The sequence below is a fragment of the Leifsonia sp. P73 genome (genome assembly GCF_051059105.1).
In the GTDB taxonomy this organism is placed as follows: Bacteria; Actinomycetota; Actinomycetes; order Actinomycetales; family Microbacteriaceae; genus Leifsonia.
The window spans coordinates 39,735-62,655 of record NZ_CP194933.1; the positions used below are offsets into that span (position 1 = coordinate 39,735).

Sequence of the window (22,921 nt, forward strand, 5' to 3'; positions counted from 1 at the left end):
AAGACGCAGGGACGCACGCGTTGCGTGCGCCCCCTTCGATGTGCCTGAGCGGGGCATCCCCATGACCGCGTTCACGCCGGCAGAAATCATCGCCGGAGGTATCCAGGACACACGCGAGAGCTTCGCGAACCTGTACGTCGAGCTGCACGAGCTCCGCCAAGAAGCGGCGTACTACTACCACCGCGCCTTCGTCGACGACGGGCCCGAACCACAGCAGGAGGGTGTGATGGACTTCCATCCCGCACCACCGGAGTTCGGTGGCAAGGATCTCGAACGGCCGGTCCGGCGAGTGCGACTGGACCGTCTCACCCAGAAGGGCCTTGCGCTGTACGTGCACGGCGTTCGCGCTGCACTGCGGGAACGAGACGAGCTCCTGCGCCAGATTGAAGACGCCGAGCACGACCTGGAGCGCATGCTGATCGCGATGGACGGCACAATCGTCCACATTGTCGACCGCCACCTGCACTACATGGCCGTGCTCGAGCACCGCACGAAGAACGAACACCAGCCGGCGTCGCTCGCCCCATGGGACGTGCCGATCCGGCAACCCGGCACCGGCGACTACCTGCCGCCGCTGCAGGACCGCGAGTAGGGGCAATCGACGCCGACTCTCCCGACGCCACGTCCCACAAGAACCAAGCCCCGGCCGCTCTCTCCCGGCCGGGGCTTTCTTGTTTCCCAGGTGGGTCACTTCCGGTGAACGAAGTTCCCCGCTACCCAGACATAGACGGGAGTGCGAGCGCCTTCGGGGACGTAACGGATCAGCACCAGCCCGCCAGTGGTCCAGGCGATCGCTTCCGCGTCGACGAGCTGCACATCGGTGTAGGCAACTTGGACCGGCACGTGAGCCTTGACCGGGACCGGCTGGGGTTCGTCTCGCCGGCGGCCACTCGCGCGCACCATCTCGTCTGGAAGGCTGATTGGCCGCGGCTGCCGCTCCGCGGCCTTGGCAATCTCCGCCAGCGGCGCCGAATAGACGTCGTGGCGTTTGTTCGTGCCCACGAGTTCAGGCCGGGTCGACGTCAACCAGGATCCAGCCGGCGCCCTGGCGCTGCAGCTGGAACAGGCGCACGTCCGCGGGATCCCGCTCGCTCCGACCGATCACGGACCAGCTGACCAGGCGCTCCGCGGGGTGAGTGAGCGCGTCGTGGTCAACCCTCGAGCGGATAGTTTCAGCGCTGACAGCTCGGTACCGGTGGCCGGCCCACACCAGGCGGACCGGGGCTCCCTGCTCCATCCAGAGGTGAACAATGTCTGCCGCGGGCGCGATGCTCATGACCAGGACCTCCAGATGCTCGGTGTCACCGGCGATCTCAGAGCGTCGTTGCAACGCTGAGGACGATCTGAGGGATGAATGTTCAAGCTTCGACACCACCGGCACACGTTCTGGACGACCATCTCCGAGGGCGGTTCGAGTGAGAAGGCCGCGGCGTCGGTCGATGTGAACGCGGAGACCGCCAGGCGATGGTTGCGGCATGCTGGCGGGGTGGCACCACCGCACTTGCTGAAAGCTCCATCGGGTCGATACCTCTCTCCAGTCGAACGTGCGTCCATCATGGTGGCCGACCGGCAAGGCATGTCGATCCGTGCGATCGCCGCGATGCTGGGCCGGGCGCCGTCGACGATCAGCCGAGAGATGCGACGCAACCGCCGGCACTGGATGCCGCGGTATCACGCCGGCCAGGCGCAGCTGATGGCTGAGGGACGAGCACCGCGGCCACAGCCGAGCAAACTGGCGACCAATCCGCAGCTGCGCCGGTTCGTGGAGGAACAGCTGGACCGCCGCTGGTCGCCCGAGCAGATCAGCGCGCGGCTCCCTGTCCTCTTCCCGGCGGATGAGTCGATGCGGGTCAGCCACGAGACCATCTACCGCGGCCTCTACCGGCAGGCCAAGGGATCCCTCCGGCTGAAGCGAGCTCCGCGTCTGCGCAGCGGCAAGCAGATGCGCCGACCCCGTCGGCAGGCCGCGCTCAACCGGCACGTCTTCCGCGGTATCCCTGATCTGATCCCGATCGGGCAGCGCCCGCTCGAGGTCGCCACCCGGTTGATCCCCGGCCACTGGGAGGGCGACCTGATCGTTGGACCCGACACGCGCAGCCACATCGGCACCCTCGTCGAGCGCACCAGCCGCTACTGCGTCCTCGTCCACCTTCCCGAGTCGAAGAAAGCCGACGCCGTAGCGGCCGCGCTCGTTCGCACGCTCAACAAGATCCCGCGCCGACTGCGGAGATCGCTGACCTGGGACCGGGGAACTGAGATGCGCGATCATGCGAAGGTCACTCTCCAAACTGGCACTCAAGTCTACTTCTGCGACCCAAGGTCACCTTGGCAACGAGGTTCGAACGAAAATACGAACGGACTTCTCAGGCAGTACTTCCCCAAGGGCACCGATCTGTCTCGTCATTCGCCGGAAGACCTTGAGTTTGTTGCCCGAGAGCTCAATACGCGACCACGCAAGGCTCTCGGATGGCGAACTCCGGCCGAGGTCTACAACGAGCTACTCTTGACCACGAAACAGAATCAGCGCGTTGCGACGATGACATGAATCCGCCCACCCCATTGCATCACAATTCGAAACTATGTTCGAATGTTGTGGGAGGTTGGAAACGTGAAAACGCTGCACGCGGGGGAGAAGGTCTGGCTTGTCCTCGACGACGCTGTGAACCGTATCGAGTTCCAGATCGAGTACGCGCCGGCGACTCGCTCCGACACTCACGAAACGCTGATGATGTACCGCGTCGACCACTGGGTGCTCAAGCGCAGCGACCGGTGGCCGCTCGGCTACTACGACCAGCTGCGTCAGGCGCTCGATGCGTGTGCACTGGCGCTCGGGATGCCTAACTTCCTCGCGCCGGCGACGGCCCCCGATGGCACGATCATCACTCCCGAAGAGCAGCGCGAACGATGGCGGGCCGGTCTCGACCCGCGAACCGGCCGCAGCCGTAGTGCAATGCTCGCCGATACCGCCCGCGGGGCGGGTTAACCAGTTGACTTGGGAGAGTCGTCGGCGGTTGTCATTGGGATGCTAAACAATGGGAGGGTGAGTTCCGTGTCCCTGCTTGATGTCTCTGACACGTCGGAGCTGCGCAAAGCGCGGGGCGCATTCTTCACGCCGCAGCCGTTAACCCGGTTCATCGCCGAGTGGGCGGTCCGCACGCCTGCCGATCAGGTGATGGAGCCCTCGGCGGGTGATGCTGCATTCCTCGTCGAGGCGGTACGCCGGCTGGTCGAACTGGGTGTGGCGGCTCCACCGTTGCCGGTGTCGAGATCCATGAGCACAGCGCTCGCGTCGCGCGCGAACGCATCACCGACGCTGGCGGTGCTCCCAACATCACCCACAGCGACTTTTTCTTGGTCGATCCTGCCCCCCGGTACGACGCGGTAATCGGGAACCCTCCCTATATCCGGTACCAAGACTTCACCGGCGAAGCCCGCAGCCGTTCACGCGCAGCAGCGCTCAAAGCCGGGGTGGCTCTGAGCGGGCTCGCGTCGAGCTGGGCCGCATTCACCATTCAGTCGGCCCTGTTTCTGCGCCCCGGGGGCCGCATGGGGTTGGTGCTACCTGCAGAGCTATTGAGCGTGAACTACGCAGCCCCAGTCCGGCAGTTCCTCTTCGACCGGTTCAGAAGTGTCGAGTTGGTGCTGTTCACCGAGCGCGTCTTTCCCGAAGCTGAGGCGGACGTCGTCCTCCTTCTCGCGGACGGCTTCGATGAGGGCCCCGCGAATCACGCCACCATCCACGAAGCCCGCGACGCTGAAGCCCTCGAAACGCTCGGTGTGCCCCTCACCTGGTCGCCCAAGACCCCGGCGGACAAATGGACTGGCCTGCTGATCGGTGCGGAAGCACTTCGACCTCTGCGGGAGCTGCGTGAGTCGGGGGCATTTGATGTGCTCGAAGAATGGGGCGACACGACCCTGGGGATGGTGACGGGTAACAACGGATACTTCGCCCTGTCACCGGCCCGCGTGAAAGAACTCGGCCTGAGCCGAGCCGATCTTCTACGGTTGTCTCCTCCGGGCAGCTCACATCTTCGTGGGCTTTCCCTCACCCGGCACAACATGACCGACCTCGGCAACGCCGGCAAGGCGACCTGGCTGTTCCGCCCCGGGGATACCCCCTCTGCGGCTGCTGAGGAGTACATCAAGGCCGGCCACACCGCTGGCGTCGACCAGGCGTACAAGTGCCGCGTCCGACGCACTTGGTACCAAGTGCCCTCCTTCCGCCGGCTGACTTGCTCCTGACGTGCATGAACGCCGACACGCCTCGACTGACGACCAATGAGGCCGGCGCGCTGCACCTCAATTCAGTACACGGTGTCTACCTCTCGGCCGAGCACAGGGAGCTCGGCCGCGAGCTACTGCCGCTCGCCAGCCTGAACTCGGTGACGCTGCTGAACGCGGAAATGGTGGGCCGCTCCTACGGCGGCGGCATTCTGAAGATCGAACCCCGCGAAGCAGACGTCTGGGCCATGCCCTCGCCCAGCCTTGTGACAGCGCGCGCGGACGCGCTTCGCGCCATCAAGCCGCGTGTGGCCCGACTTCTACGCACGGGTGAACTGCTCGAAGCCGTCCAAGTTGTCGACCAGGCCCTCCTATTGGACTCCGCAGAGCTGACGGATCATGACGTCGACGTCGTGCGCCGGGCACACCAGACGATGACCTCACGACGAGTAGCAAGGGCAGAAAGTGGCCGCTGAACAATCCGCCCGGTCCAAAGCATGGGCGGTCTTTGACCGGATCTGCTCCGACGCGGCTCCTGGCGGCATCCACACCAATCCCTGGGCCCAAGGGGCCGACGGTGAAGTCCGCTACGACCCCGACTATGACGTCCTTGAAAAGCTTCTCGGGGTCCCTCTGTACTTGGAGGCACCGACAACCTCCGGTGTCCCTGCTTTGGCTCTGGACGTGTGGGTCTCTTACGAGCTGCGCCGTGCCGGTTTCGATCGGAACGCAACGTGGCCACGCGCCGAACATCCTCGAATCCTGCCGACGGCGATCGCGAACCTGCTTCAAAGCTTGAAAGGTAAGGAACGCGCGCAGCTCGTCGCCCGCCTCGCAAAGCCCACACCGATGAAGGGTGTTGTCTCGGCTTCAGCGAACATCCTGGGGAAGAACTACCTCAAGCAGGTCGACGTCGTCATGTCGGACTGGGACACCGGGCCCGAGCTGCTGATCAGTACTAAGCGCATGGACTCCAGCTTCGGCAAGAACGCCGCGAACCGGGTAGAGGAAAGCTACGGCGACGCGAAGAACCTCCGGCTCAGGCACCCCCTCGCTGCTCTCGGCTTCGTCTACGGTCTGCGCTCAACAATCCTGACTGAGGAAGCAAAAAAGGCGAGGTGGCTGATCGACCTCCTTCAAAAGCTCGGTCGGGAAGACGACGCCTATCACGCAGTCGCTCTCATCATGATCGAGTACGGCTCTGAAGTGCCCGCCGCGGGCGACCTGGATGAGGACGACACCGAGAACCCACTCGCGGCCGCCGGCCTCGAACCAGACGAGAACGAAGACGAGGCTGAAGAAGTTCCCGCCTCGGCTATCGACGAAGCGCTTGACAACCTGCCGCGCGTAACCATCCGTCACGACGCGGTGCCGCCGGCACTCCAACCGTCGCGATTTCTGGAACTCATGGTGCGGAGAGTCATTGACGCCACTCCAGTCGATCGTCACGAGGAAGCCCGAAAACGACTGGATAACCCCCGAATGGCTGATCGCACCTCTAGTTAGTTAGCGGCTAGCCCCAGGTGGTTTGCCCGTTGTACTGCTCCTCGTTGAGGATGGTCACGACATTCGGCCGTGTGAGGCGCGCCAGGTTCACGGCGTCAGCGCTGGCGGGGTCGGCGGCGCAAAGGGCAGCGATGGTGCGCATGTTGTTCGTGATCGTCTCGTAGGTTCCGCGCCACCGCTCAGCCGGTGTAGCGTTCGCGAGCGGTCCGATCACGTACGTTGTGTACGAGCAGTCCTCAGCGGTCGGCGCGGGTCCTGACGATTTCGCTAACGCGCCGATCGCCGAAGCCAGAGCGCTTAGTGCCCCGGACACGTCTTCGGTCGGCTGGGCGACGGGGGTCGACGCTGCGGGGTCTTCGCTGTGGGTTGGCGGCGGAACGTTGATCGTCACGCAGCCGGCTAGGCCGGTCACGAGCAACGCGGCAAGCGCTGCGGTGTAGAGGGGGCGGAGGATCATTTGAGGAGCTTATTGGCGCGCGGGGCGACAATGTTCACCCCTTTCTGGTGCCAATGACCCGTCAGGAGCCGCCCTCAATCCTCAGGCGATCGCGGACGCTTCAAAAACGATCGTTTTCGGTAGGCTTCCCTCGGTGGTCAGCGGTACTACCCGGGCATCGCCGCAGCGCCAAGCGAGTCGTGCCACCTGAATAGCCTGCGAAACGCAAGTGACGAATGGACGCGACGGCATTACGGCCGCAAGTACGCCCAGCCTTTGCGCTGTCGGATCACGAGATGAGCGATTCCCGACGGAACGATAACGGAGTCCGGCACGAGTTGTTCAGGGCCGATTTCCATGCTTCGGAGGGTGTTCTGGCAGGCGTCGACGATGAGCCCGCCGTGTTGGAGGGCGCGGAGGGTCTCGCGGTGCGGGCTATCTGGTAGGACGATGCTGATTCCCGGCCCGTGGACGACGAGTTCAAGATCGGTTCCCGGTCCAAGCGCGTCCATGAGGTTGCGGATGTTCCGCAGGACAGCGCCGTGCTTGATCGGATCGGCCTCGTTTAGGTGGATGACCACACCAGCCGTCGGTGCCTCGTTCACTGTCTTCATGCCAAAGTCAGAAAGAGTTTTTGCAGCTCTTCGACCGTCATGGGGTCGGAGGTGTCGTCGGGGTCGGTGATGCATTTCTGCATGGCGGTGGAGATGATCTGGAAGCCGGCTTTGTCGAGCGCACTGGAGACTGCGGCGAGCTGGATGACGACGTCGCGGCATTTGCCGCCGTTCTCGACGGCGGCGATGACGGCGTTGAGCTGGCCCTGCGCGCGGCGGAGCCGATTGAGCACGGGCTTGATGTCAGAGGCGGTGGTGGTGGCCACGGTATGTTCTACTTTCTCGATGGCGCCGAGGGGGCGTCGTGGGTACCCGCCAGGGTATCTCTTCGGGTCAGGTGCGTGCCTTGGCGGCGGTGAGTTCAGCTGGATCGATGGCGCGGATTTGGCCGATCAGATCCTCGAGGTCGCGGGCGGCGAGGGCTCCGGGCTGGGAGAAGACGAGGACCCCGTCGCGGAAGGCCATGAGGGTGGGGATCGAGGTGATCCCGGCGGCCGCGGCGAGTTCCTGCTCGGTCTCGGTGTCGACTTTGCCGAAGACGATGTCCGGGTGCTGTTCGGAGGCGGTCTCGAAGACGGGGGCGAACATGCGGCAGGGGCCGCACCAGGCCGCCCAGAAGTCGATCAGGACGATGTCGTTCCGCTCGATCTGGCCCTTGAGCGTGTCGGCGGTGAGGGTGACGGTGCTCATGGTCAGCTGCGTCCGAAGAGCCGGCCGAAGAACCCGCCACCGGAGGCGGCAGCCTTCTCGGCGTCGGTGTGGGTGCCGTTGCACCACTGATTCGCGGGCACGCGCCGGCGAACGTCGGCGACGTGCTGGCCGCAGCCGCTCCAGGTCGTCTTGCCGCAGACTTTGCAGGTGGCGGGGTAGCACATGGGTTGGAACTCTCTTTCTCGGGTCCGGTAGAGGGCTGGTTCTGTATACCCCCTCCGTATAGTACGATACCGGGGAGGGTATCACCAAACCGCCCTCGGGAGGTGCACAGGATGAAGACCGTGATCGTTGGCGGAGTCGCCGGAGGAATGTCGGCCGCGACGCGATTGCGCCGGCTCGACGAGACTGCGGAGATCGTGGTGTTCGAGCGCGGCCCGTACGTCTCGTATGCGAACTGCGGGCTGCCCTATTACGTCGGCGGAGTGATCACCGATCGGTCATCGCTCCTGCTGCAGACCCCGCAGTCGTTGGCGGCCCGGTTCCGGCTCGATGTGCGCACCGGCCACGAGGTCCTCGCGATCGACCCGGTCGCGCGCACTGTCTCTGTGTTCGACCTCGCCGCGGGCGAGACCATGACCGAGAGCTATGACGAGCTGATCCTCGCCGTCGGAGCATCTGCACGGGAGGCCGCGGGGCATCCCGGCATCCCGACGCACACCCTCCGCACGGTGGAGGACGTCGACGCGATCGGCGTGCTGGTGGACGCGGCAGCGGACAACCCTTCCGCCTTGGTCGTCGGCGCCGGCTTCATCGGCCTCGAGGCCGTCGAGAACCTGGTGCGGCGCGGCATCCACGTCACGCTCATCCAGCGCGGCCCACACATCCTGAGCCCGCTCGACGTGGAGATGGTTGCGCCCGTTGAGGCGCAGCTGCGTAGCCACGGCGTCGACGTGCGCACCTCCGTCACGATCGACACGGTCGAGGCGGGGGTGGTGCTGCTCAGCGACGGCGCGACGGTTCGGCCGGACTTCATCATCGACGCGTCTGGTGTGGTGCCGAGCGTGGACCTGGCGCGCTCGGCCGGTCTGTGGCTGGGGTCGACGGGCGGGATCGCGGTCGATGCCCGCAACCGCACCAGTGTCGAGCACATCTTCGCCGTCGGTGATGGCGTCGAGAAGGTGGATGCGCTCAGCGGCGCAGAGGCGCTCGTGACCATGGCCGGGCTCGCCAACCGTCACGGCCGATCCGTAGCCGACGTCATCGCCGGCCGCGAGGAGCACAACACGCCCGCCCTCGGCACCGCGATCGTGAAAGTCTTCGACGCCGTCGCGGCGAAGGTCGGCTGGGGGAACGGCAGCTCACCGCTGCTGGGCGGGCGCACCGAGTCATCCACACGCATCCTGCCTCGCACGCCACCTACTACCCGGGTGCCCAGTCCATGTCGATGAAGCTGCTCGTGGACCCTGCGACGGATGCGATCCTGGGTGCGCAGATCGTCGGCGGCGAGGGTGTCGATAAGCGTATCGACGTGATCGCGGTCGCCATGGCGGGCGGGATCACCGCCTCCGGTCTGATGCGTCTCGAGCTGGCGTATGCGCCTCAGTTCGGGTCGGCGAAGGACCCGATCAACCAGCTCGGCTACGTCGCCGACAACCTCCGCAACGGGACCACCCGCTCCCTGCAGTGGCACGAGCTCGGCGCCGCGCTGGCCGCGGGCGCCACCCTGGTCGATGTGCGCACGGCCGGTGAGCATGCGGCCGGCTCGATCCCCGGCGCTGTGAACATCCCAGTCGACGAGCTGCGCGACCGGCTCGGCGAGCTGCCGGCCGGCCCGATCGTGGTGCACTGCCAGGTGGGCCAGCGCGGTCACACCGCCGCGCGCATCCTCGACCAGCACGGTTTCGACGTCGTCAACCTCGACGGGGGCTACCGCACCTGGGTGGCCGGCACATCGCTGGCTACGCCCGTACCGGTCAAATCGGCGTGATGAGGTGGCGTCACAAGCGCTGCTTGTGACGCCACAACCGGCTCGATCTAGCCCGTTTCGGGCAGATCCGTCACGGTCGAAGCATGGAACTCTCTCCCGTCCGGACTCTGCCGAGAAGGATCGCTGCCCGGGGAGCCGAGGTCGCGCCCGGTGTTGGGCTGACCGTTCTGATTGCGCTGGCCGCCACCGGTGTCTCGCGCGTGGTGCCAGCGGTCGGCAGCGCCCTCCCGGCCCTCGTCATCGGAATCGCGGTGAGCCTGATTCGCCGGCCAGGCGCCCGGCTCGTGCCAGGCATCGGCTTCTCCGGGAAGTTCGTGCTCCAACTCGCGGTCGTCCTGTTGGGCGTCCAGCTCTCGTTGTCGAGCGTGCTCGTCGTGGGTGTGCAGTCCCTTCCCGTAATGCTCTCCACACTGGCGGTGTGCCTCCTCGCCGCGTGGGGCGTCGGCCGGGCTCTGCGCATTCCGCGCCGGGAACGCACCCTGATCGGTGTCGGGACCGGGATCTGCGGCGCGTCGGCGATCGCGGCGATCTCTCCGATCATCGGCGCCGCGAGCTCCGAGATCGCCTACGCGGTCTCGACGATCTTCCTGTTCAATGCGGTCGCCGTGCTGGTGTTCCCTCTCATCGGGCATGCGCTGGGGATGAGCACCCACGCATTCGGTCTGTTCGCGGGCACCGCGGTGAACGACACCAGCTCGGTGGTCGCCGCCGCGAGCCTGTTCGCGACCTCCGCGCTCGGATACGCCGTCGTCATCAAGCTCGTGCGCACGCTTATGATCGTCCCGATCAGCATCACGCTCGCCGTGGTCGAGCACCGGCGGACGAAGGCCGGCGCTCCGCTGACCGCGCGGCGGTTGATCAGTCTCATCCCCTGGTTCCTCGTCGGATTCCTCGTCGTCGCCACAGCCAATACGCTCATCGCGGTTCCCGCCGACCTGCACGAAGGGCTCGTGACGGCGAGCGTGTTCCTGGTAGCGGTGGCGCTCGGCGGGATCGGCCTGTCCACCGATGTGGGGGCGATCCGTCGCGCCGGTTGGCGGCCGCTGGTGCTGGGCGCCGTGCTGTCGACGCTCGTCACCGTCACCAGCCTGGGAGTGCTCGCCGTTACCGGGCAGCTCTGACCGCCGTCACGAGATCGCGTGCACGACCTCCAGCAGCGGACGTGCGCTCGCGGGCACGCCCGACCCGCTGCGCCGCCACACCGCGGTCAGCGGCCGGGTGATGCGCAACTGCCGGATCGGGACTTTGACGAGGGTCCCGGTGGCGACCTGCTCCCGCACGGCCAGGATGCTAAGCACGGCTGGGTGGTCGCCCGCCGCAGCGGTGGCGCGGATCGCACTGGTGGAGGAGAGCTCCAGCGCCGGTCGAACCGGCGGATGACCGGCATCCGTCAGCGCGCGCTCCAATGCGAGACGGGTCCCCGAGCCGCGTTCGCGGGAGACCAGCGGAGTGCGGGCGAGCTCCTCCGCCGAGATGCCGCGCGCCCGTCGCGCCCACGCATGGGTGCGTCCGACGACGACGACCAGTTCATCTGACGCGAACTCCACAGTGCCCAGATCGGTGGGTACATCCGGCGTCTCGATGAACCCGATCGACGCCGCGGCGTTGCGGACGGCCAGGAGGACCGCTTCGCTGTTCGCGGCCGTCAACTCGATGCGCGGTCCCCGCCCGCCGGCACTCAGCGCCGTGAGCCAGCGCGGCGCGAGATGCTCCGCGATCGTCATGCTGGCGGCGATACGCAGCGTGTCGTCCGTCGTCTGGCGCAGGGAGGCGACGGAGGCGCCGAACCGTTCCGTGGCGTCCAGGAGGTCGGCGGCCCACTCCACGATGAGGGCGCCCGTCTCGGTCGGATGCGCGCCCCGACTGCTGCGCACGAGTAGAGCCGCGCCCAGATCCAGTTCCAGCGCCGCGAGCCGCATCGAGGCCGCCTGTTGCGTGACGCCGGCTTCGCGGGCTGCGGAGGAGATGCTACCCGTCCGGGCGACCGCCACCAGCAGCCTCAGGCCTGCAATGTCCACGAACGCCTCAGTCTTCGCACCCGCCCACGCTATCCCGCCTCGGCCCCGAGCTTCTTGCCGGGGCACCGAAGTCAGCAGTTGCACCGATTCCGTGGCGGCGGCTGCCGGTCAGCCCCGCTGAGCTTCGGCGGTCGCCTGTTCGGCCGCCTGGGGTTGCAGGTCGGTGAGTGCGGCCGCAGATAGGGGAGGGTTCCGCGCCCGGGTGTCGACGGGTCTGGACGATGAACAGGGTGATTCCGACGGCGACGGCGGCGAAGGAGGCCCACACGTTCGCGGGGATTCCCAGCCACCCGTCGCTGGTCGGGTCGATGCGGATCGCTTCGAGCCAGCTGCGGCCGAGTCCGTACCAGATGAGGTAGAGCGCGAGCACGCGACCCCACTGCAGGCGGAATCGCCGCTCGAGGAGCAGGATCAGGGCGACACCGACGAGGTTCCAGATGATCTCGTAGAGGAAGAGCGGGTGGAACAATGTGCCGGGCGGCATCCCGGCGGGGAACTTGGGATTGGTGGCTTCGATCTGCAGTCCCCACGGGAGGGTGGTCGGCAGGCCGAAGAGTTCGTGGTTGAAGTAGTTTCCGAACCGCCCGAGTGACTGGGCCACGAGCAGCGCTGGGCCGAGAGCGTCGGCGAATGCCCAGAACCGGAGGCCGGCACGTCGGCAGGCGATGTAGACCCCGAGAGCGCCGCCGAGGAGGGACCCGTAGAGGGCGTTGCCGCCGTCCCAGATGGCGAAGACATTCCAGAGGTTCGCGCCCGGGTAGAAGTAATCGCCGACGTGGGTGAACACGTGGTAGAAGCGGGCGCATACGATGCCGAGCGGCACGGCCCAGAGGACGACATCGAGCACGATTCCTCGGTCGACGCCGCGGCGACCGAGCCGGCGCGCGGTGATCAGGGCCGCGGCGATGATGCCGCCGAGAATGCACAGCGCATAGGCGTGCACAGTCAGTGGACCTATCTGGAACTGTGCCAATTGCGGGGGTGGGCTGGGGATGCTCAGGGCGAGCACGGATCTCCTCTAATTCAACCGACGGTGAGCTAGTGCATGTCCTGCCGAAGAGCGGAAGCGCAAAGCGGGAGCCGGACAGCGGGCAGTAAGTGCCGTGTGCCGAGACGTTCGTGCCTTCTCGCTCGTTCAGACCGCGGGGCGTCCCAGCTCACGCTCCGACCCTAAAGCACAGGCCCTCACCAGCGCGGGGTAAGTAGTGCGCCGAGGCTAGCAGCGGCTGCGAATGTTCACACGGTCGGCTCTACTCTTCCACTTCGCTCGTGAACACCACCCGCACCTCCGGATCAATCCTTCCCGAACGGCGCGTTGACCGGTTGAGACCGCCATCGTTTGCGAGCAGTCTGCCGACTGGCGAGGGCGTGGTGCGGAACTTCGCGGATCGTGTGTTGCTCAAAACCCTTGCCGAAACCCGCTTCTGTTCAAAACGCTAACTGGGGGTTTTTGATCAGGTCTGGTAGAATGGAAAGGTCGAAAGGGGCAGCGATGAGCGTCAAGGCTGCGAGCACTATCTCCGCCGCCGAGCGCGAGCTCCGCCGAGCGTGTGGTGGCTGACGCCGCGCACAGCTCCGAGATGGAGGGTCTGTCTTCCACGGCCGAGTTCCGTGCGGATGCTGCAGCGTTCGTCGAGGGGGAGTTCGACGCCGACGAGCTGGTGCGTCGCACCCGCGCCCGCTACGGCCTTGCCTGAGTTCGTCGACCCGTACCTCGAGCCCACCTCGGGCATTCTTCGCAACAACCTCGGCATCACGGATCAGCGCGCCCTCGACGACGCCGAGGCCGACCTGGTGGAGGCCCGGCGGATCCAGCTGATCATCCGCCCGGTGAAGATCACCGGGGATCTCCGACAGCTGCAGGCGATCCACGGCCACTTGTTCCAGGACGTCTACGACTGGGCCGGTCAGCTGCGCACCGTCGATATCCGCAAAGGCACCGATGCGGAGGCGGAGTTCTTCATGCCGGTCTCCCGGCTGGAGTCGGGGGCTGGGTTCGCGTTCGCGGAGCTCGCGGACGACAAACAACTGCGCGGCCTCGATCGCGACCGGTTCGTCAACCGGATCGCACACCACTACGACCAGGTGAACTACCTCCACCCGTTCCGCGAGGGGAACGGGCGAACACAACGGATCTTCTGGACGCAGGTCGCCGCCGGCGCCGGCTACGACCTCGACTGGAGCCAGGTCACCGGCGCCCAGAACGACCAGGCATCCCGGGACGCGATGGAACGCCAGGACTTCGCCGGGCTGCACACGATGTTCGATCGCATCGTGCAGCCGGCGACGCCGGGCGGCCGGCTCACCCCGGAGCGGTTGGAGCAGTTGCGGATGTTCGCCAGCATGAGCGGCCCCGCCACACCGGCGCGTGGCGTCTCGTCGACGCCGGCTCGGCGGCGCGATCGCAGACGCTGGGCTACGACACCGATCTGGGGAGGGGCCGATGACTGTCGTTGGATACGCGCGAGTGTCAAAGCGGGAGCAAAATCCGAAGGCGCAGGAGGCCGAGCTGGAAGCGGCTGGCGCCGGACGGGTGTTTGTCGATCACGGCGACTCCAGCCGGGTTAAGGATCGCCCGCAGTGGATGGCGTGCATGGACTACCTCCGGGCTGGGGACGTGCTGCTGGTGCGGCGGTTGGATCGCCTCGGCGGCACGGAGCGGATCTTGATCGAGACGTTGCACGAGCTCGAGGACAAGGGCGTCGATATCAAGAGCCTCACCGAGCCGGTGATCGACACCACAAGCCCGATGGGCCGCGCACTGTTCGGCATCGTCGCCGTGTTCGCGCAGCTCCGCGTGGACACCATTAGAGAGAACACCCGGCTCGGGTTGGAGTACGCGCGCGCCCAGGGCCGCGTCGGCGGCCGCCCAACCGTGATGACACCGGAGCGCATCGAGGCCGCCCGACAGATGCGCGCGCAAACACCCCGGCCACGTGGGAGACGATCGCCAAGACTCTCCGCGTCGGTTCGGCCACCGTCCGGCGTGCTCTTTCCATGGCCGAGGACGGACACGGCGCTCGCGGTAAGCAGCTTCCCCACGGAGCCGATCGGTGAGGACGTCCGTGCGCGCGCGATTCGCCGCTGCATGCTCAGCTCTTTGTGGCGCGCACGACTCAGCGAGGGGTGATCATGACACGTGAACGGGTGCAAGCGCCCGTCTGCGCCTGTCCGTTATCGTGAAGTCGTTACCTGCTCCTCACGTCGCTCGGCATGACGGGCGTTAGGGCTGTTGAGAGGATCAACCCGATGCACCTGCCCGGTCGACGTGCTCCCATTCTCGCTATCATCGCGATGGTTGTTGCAACCCTGGTTACGGCCTGTTCGTCCACCTCGAGCGGTGACGCAAATCGGATGGTGCGACCGGGGCTTACCGAATCCGCTCTTTGCGGCATCGCTAAGAGTCCCTTGGCACAGGATGCGCTCCCCAAAACGGTGGTTCATCAGGGGGAGCAGTTCAATAACGCATCAGGCTCCTCCTGCACGCAGACTGGCGCTGCTGGGTCGAACGGACTGGCAAAGGTCGCTGCAATTTATGGCGACTTCAACATGAAGAACACGGAAGCCATCTACAAGTCTCTGACTGACGGTTCGAGCAACTCAAAACAGCAGTGTCCGCAGGGGTCCCGGAGGCCGCGAGTTAGTGAAGGTCTTGTCCATGAGGCCGCGATGATCTGCGTCAGGGACGATCGCAGCATTTTTGAGTACACGGGTGAGTCAGTAAGCGGAACGTTCGTCGTGCGAGTCGAGAGACCGAGAGGAACCGGCAAGGTGGCGGACGGCGACGCGCAACGTTGGGTGGACGTGGTCGCCGCGAAGGTGCTGATCGAGGCGGGCGGTAAGGAGGGCGCTAAGGGGAATAGTGCCAGCACAGCGTCGGCGTCGCCGTCTACGGCTTCTGGCGGTGACGGCTCGCTGACCATGTGCCCGTGGCTGTTGAGTGTGTTGCAGTCTTCGTCTCTCGTTGACGGACTGTCTGGGGCGACGTTTACTGGGGCCATCGGCGTTCACGATAGCGGTGACGACAAAGTGATGTCCTGCTTGGTCACACCAGTGATTGCGTCTTTGGGAACTCCCGACGGCCAGGAGGGGGTTGTCTGGGTGGAGGTCCGCAAGGAACGCCCGCTGGCTGGACCCGTGAACTTCCATTACAAGAACTTCGAAGGCTACAAGTCAGGCGGCAACGAATTCTTCGTCAACACGGACGGCGTTTCCATCTTCCTCAGCGTCGTTGTTGACATCGGAAATGCGGAAATCCCGTTGAGCGCCCAGGAGCCCTTTGCGACCGGCGTAATCAAGGCTGTGCTCGATAAATGGAGTTCCGGCGACAGACCGGTGCATACGCCTGCGAGTTCAGTGGCTCCGACCAACCAGGGCGACTGAGCGATACCGCATCCTCCACTAGATCCCGCCGATATCGAAAAAGGTTTTGCCGTCGCCGCGGACGACAAATACGTCGCTGTGATTTGGGGTCGGCTCGCTTGGGACGGTCGCCGCACACACAGACGTGGTGGCTTGCTGATCTTCGGTGGAAAACCTCTCGTCGGTGTTCCCCATTGCGAGGTCCATTTGCCCGGCTTGAGCGAAGGTGATCGTGGCGCCATGGGTCCAGGTTGCGCTGGAAAGGATCGACTTGCATTTTTCAATTGCGCTTGCATCGTTTCCACTCAGGACGAATGCGGTGACGGCAGACGGAGTGGTGAGGTCGGCACCGGCCGGCGCGGGTGCCTGGGTCCGGGGGTCTATTGTGGTTTGCGGTGACGACGTGGAGGATCGGTCATCTGGGCCTGAGGTCCTGGCTGGAGAGGCGCTGCATGCGCTGAGCAACGTCGCGATACTGAGGGCCACCGCGATGGAGCAGGTCATCGGGCGGAAAAGTCGAATCATGCTCCGAGTTTAGGGGCGATGGGTAGGCACCAACGCCCCAGCATGGGGGCTGCTGAGGCGGCCCTCTGTGGTGCATTACTCCGTGTGCTGTGTGGCCGCTCCCGGCCGGCCTTGAAGGTCTTCGCAATGGTGGACCGAATGAGGAGTGCTGCGGAGACTCCGCGCGATCAGACGACTCGACTCACCTGGCGCCCACCCCTCCGCAGTTCGCCCTACAGCTCACGCGTGAACACCACCCGCACCTCCGGATCAATCGTTCCGAAGGGTGAATGCACCGGCCGGTTGAAAGCGCCATGATTTTCGAGCGGTGGGGCTCCGCTATGTTGAGCGGGAGAGAAGGAAACAGAATGATCAGCCCAAAACCGCGCTTGATTGCCGCCAGTGCAATATTCGCTGGACTAGCTTTGCTCGCACTCACCGGCTGCGCATCGCAGCCGACGGCACAGGCAGCGGCGAGGTCCCGCCCGACTGAAACGACCCAAACGCCTACGCCACATCCAACTGCTACCCGAGCGGGTGAGCCAACATTAGGCGCGGGACTCCCCAGTGCCGGCAGTCCTCCGTGCACGATTCTCACTTTGGACGCTGCACGGTCGCTTCTAGGCGTTCAAGATATACAGGCGATCAGGGACAGCCTGCAGAAGGGCGAGATTGACGCCTGTGGCTACTCGGACGCCACGCACACTCACAACCTGTATTACAACGTCGTCCGCGATGCCGACGCCAAGACGCAACTTGACTTCATTGATTACCGAAGGGCTTATTCGCTCGCCGACTCGGCGCCATACGACGCGAGGCTCGGGGATGCGTCCGTCGCTGCGGATGACTACCCTGGTTCTGGCCAGAGCCGCACGAGGATCTACGTCGCGCGTGGTGTATATGGAGCCTACGTGGTAGTTACTGTCCCCACTGATGGCAAGACTCCGGCCGAAACCCTCATGCAACTTTTGCTGAGCAAGATCGGCTGATTCGACTTGAGTTAGTTGCCGACTCCTCCCCAGCAAAAAGCACACATCGGTGTGATGGGGAAGGCGCCGTCGGGTGCGTGGTGTTGTCGCAGGCGCTGACGCGATGTAGCGAGTATCAACGCGCTTGAAGATATCGGATGGCACGCCCCGATCCCAGAAGCTGCAGACGACTACACCTGCCCATTAGTCGCGCGCCGCCATTGGTCGACGTCGCCACGGAGATAGCGGACGGTTCTGCTGCCGAGGGTGACGTAGGCCGGTCCCTCGCCGCGCTCGCGCATGCGGCGTAGCTGGTCGAGTGTTAGGCCGGTTTCAGCAGCGGCCTCATTGGGTGTGTAGGAGCGCAGCCTGGCGGGCACGCTGACGCGGTGCCGGCGAAGGTATGCCGCGCTCATCACTGGCAGCTTTCGCAGTAGAGAGCGTCCATCGGATCGACGGGCACCTGGTAGACCTCGAGCGCCTGCTCGGATGCAAGCCGCGCGATCAGGTCGGGCCGGTATCCGTCCCAGCTGCTCCCATCGGCAACCGTGACCGGGGCCGCCGCGTACGAGGTTCCCACCGCCTGCAGGGGGTAGTCGCTGGCCGTGACTAACACCAGCTCGTAGGCGATGCCGGCACTGTCCATTGCTGCTTTGGTTTGGTCGCTTGTTGCGGATCCGGACTCCACGTACAAGGTGACGTTCGTGCTCATGACGCGCTCCCTCTCTCATTTCAACCCATTTGCCTTTCGGCGCTTTTGCCGAAACAGCGCCGAGGGTGAATGAGCAAGAGACCGTGGAATACCGGAGGGAGCGCAGCGAGTGAGGATATGCCGCGAAAGCTCTTGCTCAGAGAGGAACGGTGCGTACCATCACCTAGCCGAAAGGCAACGGAGTTGCCCCACGAACAGGCCCCACCGAGCGACGCTCGGCGGGCCCTGTTCTACAAGCTGAGGAGCCGCAGGCTCATCCTTCAATGTTCGGGGCGGGCGGTGCAGCTGCAGCACGTCGCTTGCGAGCGCGGGGCGCGGACTGGCCGGGCGCGCGGGCGCCAATCTCGCGCAGGTTCTTCTCGGTCCAACCGGCGGCAAGCGCGGCACTCCACGCCTTGTCGTGCGCGGCGGCGGCGTCTTTGACGGCCTGCTCCGCGGCGTCGAAGGCGTTGGTGGCAGAAACGAGTTCTTCCACGGAGCGCACGCGCGCGTTCTGCTCCGCCTCGATGATGGCCCGCGCCTTGCGGGCGGCTTCCTGTGGGTCCAGTTGTACGTCGCTCATAGCCTCAGATTAACAGGACCGCAACCGCTCCACTAGGCGTAATGTTGCACCGTCCAGGTGCTGCCTCAAGGATGCTTGCGCACCGTTCTGGCGGAGCCCTAGACGGAGCAAGCTATACAGTTACGCGGGGTAACTGGCTTGCGGTGCTGGACTGCCTGGTCCGGCACCGGCATACTGGTGGTATGGTCCCCGCCAGGAGGCGGGTTCGCTGCGCTGGGCAAGAAGGACGGGGGAGGGGCGATGTCGGAGCAGAACGAGAACCGACTGTTCGGCCGTTCTCGTCGCGCCAACGCCCGCGGTGAAGCGAAGCGTGCCAAGCGCTACGAGGTGTCGGTTACTCCGGAGGAGGACACGCAGCTGCGCGCCCGTGCCGCGGTTCGTGGCGTGACGGTGCCGCGCCTGTTGTTCGAGTCCGCGATGAGCGGTCACGTGCAGACCGACACCGATCGTAAGGCTGCGATCGTGGAGATTTTCGCGGTGCGCCGGCTGCTGGCGAACCTGGCGAACAACGCGAACCAGCTCGCGAAGTACGCGAACAGTGAGGGTACGTTCCCGGCCGAGGCCGAGGCGATCGTGACCGAGTACCGGTCGCTCGTGCCGCGCCTGTCGGCGGCGATTGAAACGCTGGCCGACTCATGATGCCGAACATCACCCGGGGGAGCCGGATGGGTGGGCTCATGGTCTACCTGGCCGGTCCCGGCCGATCGAACGAACACGAGGAACAGCACCTAGTCGCCGGCAACTCCGCCATCGTCACGATGCACGGTTACGGCGTGCTCGATCGTGAGACGGCGCTGGCGATCGCGAAGGACCTCGACGAGCCGCGCGTCGCGCTCGGCGTGGAGGTCACGCGCACGCAGAGCATCACCGACCCGGAGACGGGCGCGGTGCACTCGACCACGACGCCGGCGGATGTGTGGCACTGCTCGCTGTCGCTCCGTGCCGACGAGGGTCAGCTGTCGGATGAGAAGTGGGGCGCGATCGCCCAAGACTTTGTGGACCGGATGGGATTCACCGAGGCGAGCGGCAAAGCCGAGTGCCGGTGGGTCGCCGTCCGCCACGGTCTCTCGACCAACGGCAACGACCACGTCCACATCGCGGTCTCATTGGTGCGCGAGGACGGCACCAAGGCGAGCACCCACAACGACTTCAAGAAGGCGCAGGACACGTGCCGCGACCTCGAGCGCGAGTACGGGCTGCAGCAGCTCAGCAGCCGTGAGCACGGCTTGGGGGAGCGGGGCATCAAGCCCGCCGAGCAGGAGCGCGCACGCCGTACCGGCGCCGTCGAGGTCGACGCGCACCGGCTCGAACGGAGCGTGCGTGCTGCGGCGGCCGCGTCGATCGACGAGGGCGAGTTTGTACGTCGGGTACGTCGCGCCGGTGTGCTCATCCGGCCCCGGTTCGCAGCCGGCCGTGACGACGTTGTCGCCGGCTACTCGGTGGCGCTGCGCACCGAGCATGGCACGCCTCCGGTTTGGTACGGTGGCGGCCGGCTCGCCCGCGACCTGACACTGCCGCGGCTGCGCGAGGGATGGCCCGACAGTCCACAGGCGGCGCAGGGCGCGGTCGACGAGTGGAAGGCCACGAGCCGCAACCCGTGGCAGTACCGGCCGGTCTCGCCGGGCCGTGAAGAGGCAGAGCCGGCCCCGGAGCTGTGGCAGAAATACTCCGACGACATGCGGCGGATGCGCGACGAGCTGCGCAGCGTCCCACCGGGCGATCGGGCCGCGTGGGCGCACGTCGCGCGCGACACCGCCGGGGCGTTCGCCGCCTGGTCACAGCGCGTCGAGACGACCCCCGGACCGCTCGCTGCAACCTCCCGCGAGCTGGCCCGGTCGGCGCAGATCAAAGCGCACACCTCGAAGCCGAAAAAGGTCAGCATGGGCAGTGCCGCCGGCGCCGCCATGCTGCTGATGCAGGCCGCCAGCCAGGGTCAAGGGACGATGGCCGAGGCGATCCTGATGCGTCAGCTCGCACGGCTCACCGTGGCGATCATCGACATGCACAAGGCCATCGGGGACGAGGTTCGCGCGGCGGAGATCTCCCGCACGCTGAACTCGCAGATGGCCACGGTGGCCTCGCGGCTTCCGGAGATCCCACGGAAGGGTGAGAGCGCCCCGGCCGCTCACGTCGACGAGCGCACCGCCGAAGCTGTGCGGATCGCGCAGACCGGCCTTAGCGCCCCGCGGCCCGGGTCGCCGGTGCCAACGAAGATCGAACCCGCCAAGCCCTACAAGCCCGCGACCGGACCCGAACAGGACCGCGGCATCGGACGATAACGGAAGGTGGCAATCATGGCCGAAGAGAACGACGGCATCGCGGACGCACTGGACGGGCAGCTGCGCATCGCACTCACTGTGGCGGCACAGCTGGGCTCACGGTTCGCACGCATCCGGGAAGAGCTCGCCCGCACCCGCCAAGCGCAGACCGAGCAGCAGAACCGTGAGCTGCAAGCACGTTTCGACGCCGAACGAGCGGCGGCACGCGCCGAGCTCGCACCGGTCTACGAGCGAAGCTGGTGGGACGCCGCGAGCGTCGAGCAGATCGCCAACGCGCACGAGACCGCTACCGCCTGGCACGGTATCGACCCCGAGGCCGACCGTGCCGGCGAACGGATCGCAGAGGAGGTCCGAGACCGTTACGGGCTGGACGTCCAGGACCTCGACGCGGACCCTGCGGCTGTGCGTGAGGCGCTGGCCAGGGCAGAGCGCACTCGCTCGGCGGCGGCCACCTCGCGCGGGGAAAGTGTCGTCGACGTGGCCGAAGCCGGCGCCTTCCTCACCGCGGCAGAGACGCTCGATCGAGTGGCCGAGGAGCGCCAGCGACAGGCGGACGAACGCAACGAGCACGCGGCCGAGGTGGGTGGGGCGCTCGACGTCGACCAGTTGCGAGTCGAGGCGGCGAACGACAGGGACGTGAGCGACGAACTGCGCGGCGGCGCGAACGCCAACCAGGCAGACGCGGCCGAGGTGTTCGACAGTGCCGAGCGGCGGGAACGCTTCGCCTCCTCGCTCGAGGGCAAGGCCGATCGTGAGGTCATCGACGCTCGCATGACGACCGCGGCCGACCAAGCCCGGCATCCGCGTGAAGCCGTCACGACCGCGCCGAAGCGTGCGCCGAAGGCGCGCCGTGCGTCCGGCGGCTTCGGGCAGCAGAGGGAGCAGCACCTGGGTCGTTGAACGTCGTGGCCCTCCTGTCAGTCCTCGCGCCAGCTCAGCCCCAGGACAGCCATCGCCTGCTGCAGTTCGGGGATATCATCGGTGACTGGTTCCGGCGAACCTGCTGGCTGGATCAGCGGGCTAACCGAGTCGTTGCCGCGTTCGAACACCGCCCACATGCGGAAGTCGTCGCCCATCCTCGAGCGGAAGGCAACGCCGTTGAAAAGTGCTCTCCGGTCCGGACCGATCTGGTCGTAAAGCCACCGGGAGACCGCTCGCGTGAGGTCACGGTTCCTCGGGTCCTTGAGCAACGACACATCGACGTGCTGTGGAGCGATGTTGAACCGCGAGAAGACGCCGGCCGCTGCCAGCGCACCTAGTGATGCCGCGACGGTCACTTCGGCATAAACACCCGTCTGCTGGGCGCTGCCGTAGACGCGGTTCTCCAGCCAATCCAAAGCGATCGTGCCAAACACGGGATTCGGGCGCTCCAGGCCGGCTGGTTCGTCATCGTCTTCGATCGCATCTACCTCTGCGAAGGTGACCTCATTGGTTCGCAGCGGGGCGAGCAACTCGAGAAAGCAGCCCATCAAAGACTCCGACGTATAGATGCTTCGGTACGCCGCGCGCTCGTCATCCCAGCGGCCCGTGAACAAGCCGTCGTCGCTGGCATAGTCCCACGACGCCCACGCCCACGGGTTCGGCGCATAGCCGACCCGCCAGACTTCACCGGGGTCACCGGAGGCCTCAATAGCGGGCGCCGTCATCCGACGTAGGCAAACGACGTGGCAGCACTCATCACATCGCGAACGATGTCTGCGACGTTGTCGCTGTCACGGATCGCGCGCGCCGGCGACTCGAACCCCAAGGCGGGGTTCGAACCGATCATCCACGCCTGAATGTTCGTCGGGGAGTACCGCTCACTGAGCACACGGGCCGCCTGGAACGCCAGCCGCAGCCGCTTCTCGTCTTCGCTGCCGGGGGAGCGTCGTCCCGCCGCCCAATCGCCGACCGGGCGCGTGTTCTTCACGTTCCCGACGTAGGCGACGAGTTTCGGGCCGACCATGTCTCGCAGCCGCTCGACGATATCGGTGATCTCCAGCTCGATGGACTCTCGGTGGGCTTCAAGGCCAGGACGTTGGCTGGACACGACTGCTCTACTCATGCCGCTCATAGCAGTTAGCGTACCAGTGTGCGGTACGAAATCGCACCCATTATC

Annotated in this window: 28 protein-coding genes and 2 pseudogenes; 15 read left to right on the top strand and 15 right to left on the bottom strand. The window is 65.9% G+C overall.

All coding sequences use genetic code 11. From position 1 onward, the window contains the following. Positions 1-61 precede the first annotated feature (61 nt). Positions 62-592 (top strand): hypothetical protein, encoded by a 531-nt coding sequence (locus ACQ86L_RS21930; protein WP_392341503.1) that lies wholly within the window; start codon positions 62-64, stop codon positions 590-592. 95 nt (positions 593-687) lie between these two features. On the opposite strand, the gene ACQ86L_RS21935 is transcribed toward ACQ86L_RS21930, so the two are convergent. Next, complete coding sequence (locus ACQ86L_RS21935; protein WP_085370142.1) at positions 688-1,002, bottom strand: hypothetical protein; 315 nt, start codon at positions 1,000-1,002, stop codon at positions 688-690. 4 nt (positions 1,003-1,006) lie between these two features. Beyond that, positions 1,007-1,276, bottom strand: coding sequence for a hypothetical protein (locus ACQ86L_RS21940; RefSeq protein WP_434319017.1), 270 nt, complete (start codon positions 1,274-1,276; stop codon positions 1,007-1,009). Between the two features lie 78 nt (positions 1,277-1,354). Here ACQ86L_RS21940 and ACQ86L_RS21945 point away from each other — a divergent pair, with 78 nt between their 5' ends. The 4 genes and pseudogenes from ACQ86L_RS21945 to ACQ86L_RS21960 all read left to right on the top strand — a co-directional run bounded on the left by ACQ86L_RS21945 (position 1,355) and on the right by ACQ86L_RS21960 (position 5,727). Next, positions 1,355-2,545, top strand: coding sequence for an IS30 family transposase (locus tag ACQ86L_RS21945; RefSeq protein ID WP_392341506.1), 1,191 nt, complete (start codon positions 1,355-1,357; stop codon positions 2,543-2,545). Between the two features lie 63 nt (positions 2,546-2,608). After that, positions 2,609-2,983 carry a hypothetical protein gene (locus ACQ86L_RS21950; protein ID WP_434319018.1) on the top strand — a complete coding sequence of 125 codons (375 nt, stop codon included), beginning with the start codon at positions 2,609-2,611 and terminating at the stop codon, positions 2,981-2,983. Between the two features lie 39 nt (positions 2,984-3,022). After that, positions 3,023-4,697: pseudogene (locus ACQ86L_RS21955) on the top strand (HsdM family class I SAM-dependent methyltransferase). Further along, positions 4,687-5,727: a hypothetical protein gene (locus ACQ86L_RS21960; protein ID WP_392341510.1), complete on the top strand. Its 1,041-nt coding sequence runs from the start codon at positions 4,687-4,689 to the stop codon at positions 5,725-5,727. The pseudogene ACQ86L_RS21955 and the gene ACQ86L_RS21960 overlap by 11 nt, the downstream one beginning before the upstream one ends. Positions 5,728-5,734: 7 nt before the next feature. Here the strand turns inward: ACQ86L_RS21960 and ACQ86L_RS21965 are convergent, their stop codons facing one another. From ACQ86L_RS21965 to ACQ86L_RS21985, 5 genes are all read right to left on the bottom strand, one after another. Then, complete coding sequence (locus tag ACQ86L_RS21965) at positions 5,735-6,184, bottom strand: hypothetical protein (RefSeq protein ID WP_392341512.1); 450 nt, start codon at positions 6,182-6,184, stop codon at positions 5,735-5,737. Positions 6,185-6,414: 230 nt separating this feature from the next. Beyond that, a complete protein-coding gene (locus tag ACQ86L_RS21970; RefSeq protein WP_392341514.1) occupies positions 6,415-6,777 on the bottom strand; it encodes a hypothetical protein in 363 nt (120 codons plus the stop codon). After that, the gene (locus ACQ86L_RS21975; protein ID WP_392341516.1) at positions 6,774-7,043 is read right to left on the bottom strand and encodes a metal-sensitive transcriptional regulator; all 270 of its coding nucleotides are present in this window, start codon (positions 7,041-7,043) and stop codon (positions 6,774-6,776) included. Before ACQ86L_RS21975 ends, ACQ86L_RS21970 begins: the two co-directional genes overlap by 4 nt. Before the next feature lie 67 nt (positions 7,044-7,110). After that, positions 7,111-7,467: a thioredoxin gene (gene trxA / locus ACQ86L_RS21980; RefSeq protein WP_392341518.1), complete on the bottom strand. Its 357-nt coding sequence runs from the start codon at positions 7,465-7,467 to the stop codon at positions 7,111-7,113. Positions 7,468-7,469: 2 nt separating this feature from the next. Continuing rightward, a complete protein-coding gene (locus ACQ86L_RS21985; protein ID WP_392341520.1) occupies positions 7,470-7,652 on the bottom strand; it encodes a hypothetical protein in 183 nt (60 codons plus the stop codon). Positions 7,653-7,763: 111 nt separating this feature from the next. Here ACQ86L_RS21985 and ACQ86L_RS21990 point away from each other — a divergent pair. Both ACQ86L_RS21990 and ACQ86L_RS21995 read left to right on the top strand, forming a co-directional pair. Further along, a pseudogene (locus ACQ86L_RS21990) lies at positions 7,764-9,418 on the top strand (FAD-dependent oxidoreductase). A gap of 83 nt (positions 9,419-9,501) precedes the next feature. Continuing rightward, positions 9,502-10,539 (top strand): YeiH family protein, encoded by a 1,038-nt coding sequence (locus ACQ86L_RS21995; protein WP_392341522.1) that lies wholly within the window; start codon positions 9,502-9,504, stop codon positions 10,537-10,539. A 6-nt stretch (positions 10,540-10,545) separates the two neighbouring features. Here ACQ86L_RS21995 and ACQ86L_RS22000 read toward each other — a convergent pair whose 3' ends face one another. Then, positions 10,546-11,436 carry a LysR family transcriptional regulator gene (locus tag ACQ86L_RS22000; RefSeq protein WP_392341523.1) on the bottom strand — a complete coding sequence of 297 codons (891 nt, stop codon included), beginning with the start codon at positions 11,434-11,436 and terminating at the stop codon, positions 10,546-10,548. Between the two features lie 7 nt (positions 11,437-11,443). Next, the gene (gene lgt, locus ACQ86L_RS22005; protein ID WP_392341621.1) at positions 11,444-12,436 is read right to left on the bottom strand and encodes a prolipoprotein diacylglyceryl transferase; all 993 of its coding nucleotides are present in this window, start codon (positions 12,434-12,436) and stop codon (positions 11,444-11,446) included. Positions 12,437-13,016: 580 nt separating this feature from the next. On the opposite strand from lgt, the gene ACQ86L_RS22010 reads away from it, so the two are divergent. From ACQ86L_RS22010 to ACQ86L_RS22025, 4 genes are all read left to right on the top strand, one after another. Further along, the gene (locus ACQ86L_RS22010; protein ID WP_392341525.1) at positions 13,017-13,133 is read left to right on the top strand and encodes a hypothetical protein; all 117 of its coding nucleotides are present in this window, start codon (positions 13,017-13,019) and stop codon (positions 13,131-13,133) included. Continuing rightward, positions 13,126-14,004 (top strand): Fic/DOC family protein, encoded by an 879-nt coding sequence (locus ACQ86L_RS22015; RefSeq protein WP_392341527.1) that lies wholly within the window; start codon positions 13,126-13,128, stop codon positions 14,002-14,004. The genes ACQ86L_RS22010 and ACQ86L_RS22015 overlap by 8 nt, the downstream gene beginning before the upstream one ends. After that, positions 13,904-14,566, top strand: a complete 663-nt coding sequence (locus ACQ86L_RS22020) for a recombinase family protein (protein WP_392341529.1) — start codon at positions 13,904-13,906, stop codon at positions 14,564-14,566. The genes ACQ86L_RS22015 and ACQ86L_RS22020 overlap by 101 nt, the downstream gene beginning before the upstream one ends. A 119-nt stretch (positions 14,567-14,685) precedes the next feature. Continuing rightward, positions 14,686-15,819: a hypothetical protein gene (locus tag ACQ86L_RS22025; RefSeq protein ID WP_434319019.1), complete on the top strand. Its 1,134-nt coding sequence runs from the start codon at positions 14,686-14,688 to the stop codon at positions 15,817-15,819. A gap of 18 nt (positions 15,820-15,837) precedes the next feature. Here the strand turns inward: ACQ86L_RS22025 and ACQ86L_RS22030 are convergent, their stop codons facing one another. Further along, the gene (locus ACQ86L_RS22030) at positions 15,838-16,323 is read right to left on the bottom strand and encodes a hypothetical protein (protein WP_392341533.1); all 486 of its coding nucleotides are present in this window, start codon (positions 16,321-16,323) and stop codon (positions 15,838-15,840) included. Positions 16,324-16,901: 578 nt separating this feature from the next. Between ACQ86L_RS22030 and ACQ86L_RS22035 the strand changes: the two genes are divergently transcribed. Next, positions 16,902-17,291, top strand: coding sequence for a hypothetical protein (locus ACQ86L_RS22035; RefSeq protein WP_392341535.1), 390 nt, complete (start codon positions 16,902-16,904; stop codon positions 17,289-17,291). Positions 17,292-17,461: 170 nt separating this feature from the next. Here ACQ86L_RS22035 and ACQ86L_RS22040 read toward each other — a convergent pair whose 3' ends face one another. The 3 genes from ACQ86L_RS22040 to ACQ86L_RS22050 all read right to left on the bottom strand — a co-directional run bounded on the left by ACQ86L_RS22040 (position 17,462) and on the right by ACQ86L_RS22050 (position 18,544). Then, positions 17,462-17,686, bottom strand: coding sequence for a helix-turn-helix transcriptional regulator (locus ACQ86L_RS22040; RefSeq protein WP_392341536.1), 225 nt, complete (start codon positions 17,684-17,686; stop codon positions 17,462-17,464). Beyond that, the gene (locus ACQ86L_RS22045) at positions 17,686-17,982 is read right to left on the bottom strand and encodes a hypothetical protein (protein WP_434319020.1); all 297 of its coding nucleotides are present in this window, start codon (positions 17,980-17,982) and stop codon (positions 17,686-17,688) included. Before ACQ86L_RS22045 ends, ACQ86L_RS22040 begins: the two co-directional genes overlap by 1 nt. 253 nt (positions 17,983-18,235) lie before the next feature. Beyond that, complete coding sequence (locus ACQ86L_RS22050) at positions 18,236-18,544, bottom strand: hypothetical protein (protein WP_392341539.1); 309 nt, start codon at positions 18,542-18,544, stop codon at positions 18,236-18,238. Between the two features lie 240 nt (positions 18,545-18,784). Between ACQ86L_RS22050 and ACQ86L_RS22055 the strand changes: the two genes are divergently transcribed. From ACQ86L_RS22055 to ACQ86L_RS22065, 3 genes are read left to right on the top strand one after another with little or no spacing between them, the layout of a single operon-like run. After that, positions 18,785-19,183 (top strand): plasmid mobilization protein, encoded by a 399-nt coding sequence (locus ACQ86L_RS22055; RefSeq protein ID WP_392341541.1) that lies wholly within the window; start codon positions 18,785-18,787, stop codon positions 19,181-19,183. Further along, positions 19,180-20,823, top strand: coding sequence for a relaxase/mobilization nuclease domain-containing protein (locus ACQ86L_RS22060; protein WP_392341543.1), 1,644 nt, complete (start codon positions 19,180-19,182; stop codon positions 20,821-20,823). Before ACQ86L_RS22055 ends, ACQ86L_RS22060 begins: the two co-directional genes overlap by 4 nt. Positions 20,824-20,838: 15 nt before the next feature. Further along, positions 20,839-21,723, top strand: a complete 885-nt coding sequence (locus ACQ86L_RS22065) for a hypothetical protein (protein ID WP_392341545.1) — start codon at positions 20,839-20,841, stop codon at positions 21,721-21,723. Positions 21,724-21,740: 17 nt separating this feature from the next. Here the strand turns inward: ACQ86L_RS22065 and ACQ86L_RS22070 are convergent, their stop codons facing one another. Further along, entirely contained in the window at positions 21,741-22,469 is a 729-nt protein-coding gene (locus tag ACQ86L_RS22070; RefSeq protein WP_392341547.1) for an RES domain-containing protein, read from the bottom strand. Further along, entirely contained in the window at positions 22,466-22,876 is a 411-nt protein-coding gene (locus ACQ86L_RS22075; protein ID WP_392341548.1) for a hypothetical protein, read from the bottom strand. Before ACQ86L_RS22075 ends, ACQ86L_RS22070 begins: the two co-directional genes overlap by 4 nt. Between the last annotated feature and the right edge of the window lie 45 nt (positions 22,877-22,921).

Coding starts and splice junctions, on each gene's coding strand:
- ACQ86L_RS21930 (WP_392341503.1), top strand. CDS start 62: ATGACCGCGTTCACGCCGGCAGAAATCATCGCCGGAGGTATCCAGGAC.
- ACQ86L_RS21940 (WP_434319017.1), bottom strand. CDS start 1,276: ATGAGCATCGCGCCCGCGGCAGACATTGTTCACCTCTGGATGGAGCAG.
- ACQ86L_RS21945 (WP_392341506.1), top strand. CDS start 1,355: ATGTTCAAGCTTCGACACCACCGGCACACGTTCTGGACGACCATCTCC.
- ACQ86L_RS21965 (WP_392341512.1), bottom strand. CDS start 6,184: ATGATCCTCCGCCCCCTCTACACCGCAGCGCTTGCCGCGTTGCTCGTG.
- ACQ86L_RS21970 (WP_392341514.1), bottom strand. CDS start 6,777: ATGAAGACAGTGAACGAGGCACCGACGGCTGGTGTGGTCATCCACCTA.
- trxA (WP_392341518.1), bottom strand. CDS start 7,467: ATGAGCACCGTCACCCTCACCGCCGACACGCTCAAGGGCCAGATCGAG.
- ACQ86L_RS21985 (WP_392341520.1), bottom strand. CDS start 7,652: ATGTGCTACCCCGCCACCTGCAAAGTCTGCGGCAAGACGACCTGGAGC.
- ACQ86L_RS21995 (WP_392341522.1), top strand. CDS start 9,502: ATGGAACTCTCTCCCGTCCGGACTCTGCCGAGAAGGATCGCTGCCCGG.
- ACQ86L_RS22010 (WP_392341525.1), top strand. CDS start 13,017: ATGGAGGGTCTGTCTTCCACGGCCGAGTTCCGTGCGGATGCTGCAGCG.
- ACQ86L_RS22025 (WP_434319019.1), top strand. CDS start 14,686: ATGCACCTGCCCGGTCGACGTGCTCCCATTCTCGCTATCATCGCGATG.
- ACQ86L_RS22030 (WP_392341533.1), bottom strand. CDS start 16,323: ATGATTCGACTTTTCCGCCCGATGACCTGCTCCATCGCGGTGGCCCTC.
- ACQ86L_RS22040 (WP_392341536.1), bottom strand. CDS start 17,686: ATGAGCGCGGCATACCTTCGCCGGCACCGCGTCAGCGTGCCCGCCAGG.
- ACQ86L_RS22045 (WP_434319020.1), bottom strand. CDS start 17,982: ATGAGCACGAACGTCACCTTGTACGTGGAGTCCGGATCCGCAACAAGC.
- ACQ86L_RS22050 (WP_392341539.1), bottom strand. CDS start 18,544: ATGAGCGACGTACAACTGGACCCACAGGAAGCCGCCCGCAAGGCGCGG.
- ACQ86L_RS22055 (WP_392341541.1), top strand. CDS start 18,785: ATGTCGGAGCAGAACGAGAACCGACTGTTCGGCCGTTCTCGTCGCGCC.
- ACQ86L_RS22060 (WP_392341543.1), top strand. CDS start 19,180: ATGATGCCGAACATCACCCGGGGGAGCCGGATGGGTGGGCTCATGGTC.
- ACQ86L_RS22065 (WP_392341545.1), top strand. CDS start 20,839: ATGGCCGAAGAGAACGACGGCATCGCGGACGCACTGGACGGGCAGCTG.
- ACQ86L_RS22070 (WP_392341547.1), bottom strand. CDS start 22,469: ATGACGGCGCCCGCTATTGAGGCCTCCGGTGACCCCGGTGAAGTCTGG.
- ACQ86L_RS22075 (WP_392341548.1), bottom strand. CDS start 22,876: ATGAGCGGCATGAGTAGAGCAGTCGTGTCCAGCCAACGTCCTGGCCTT.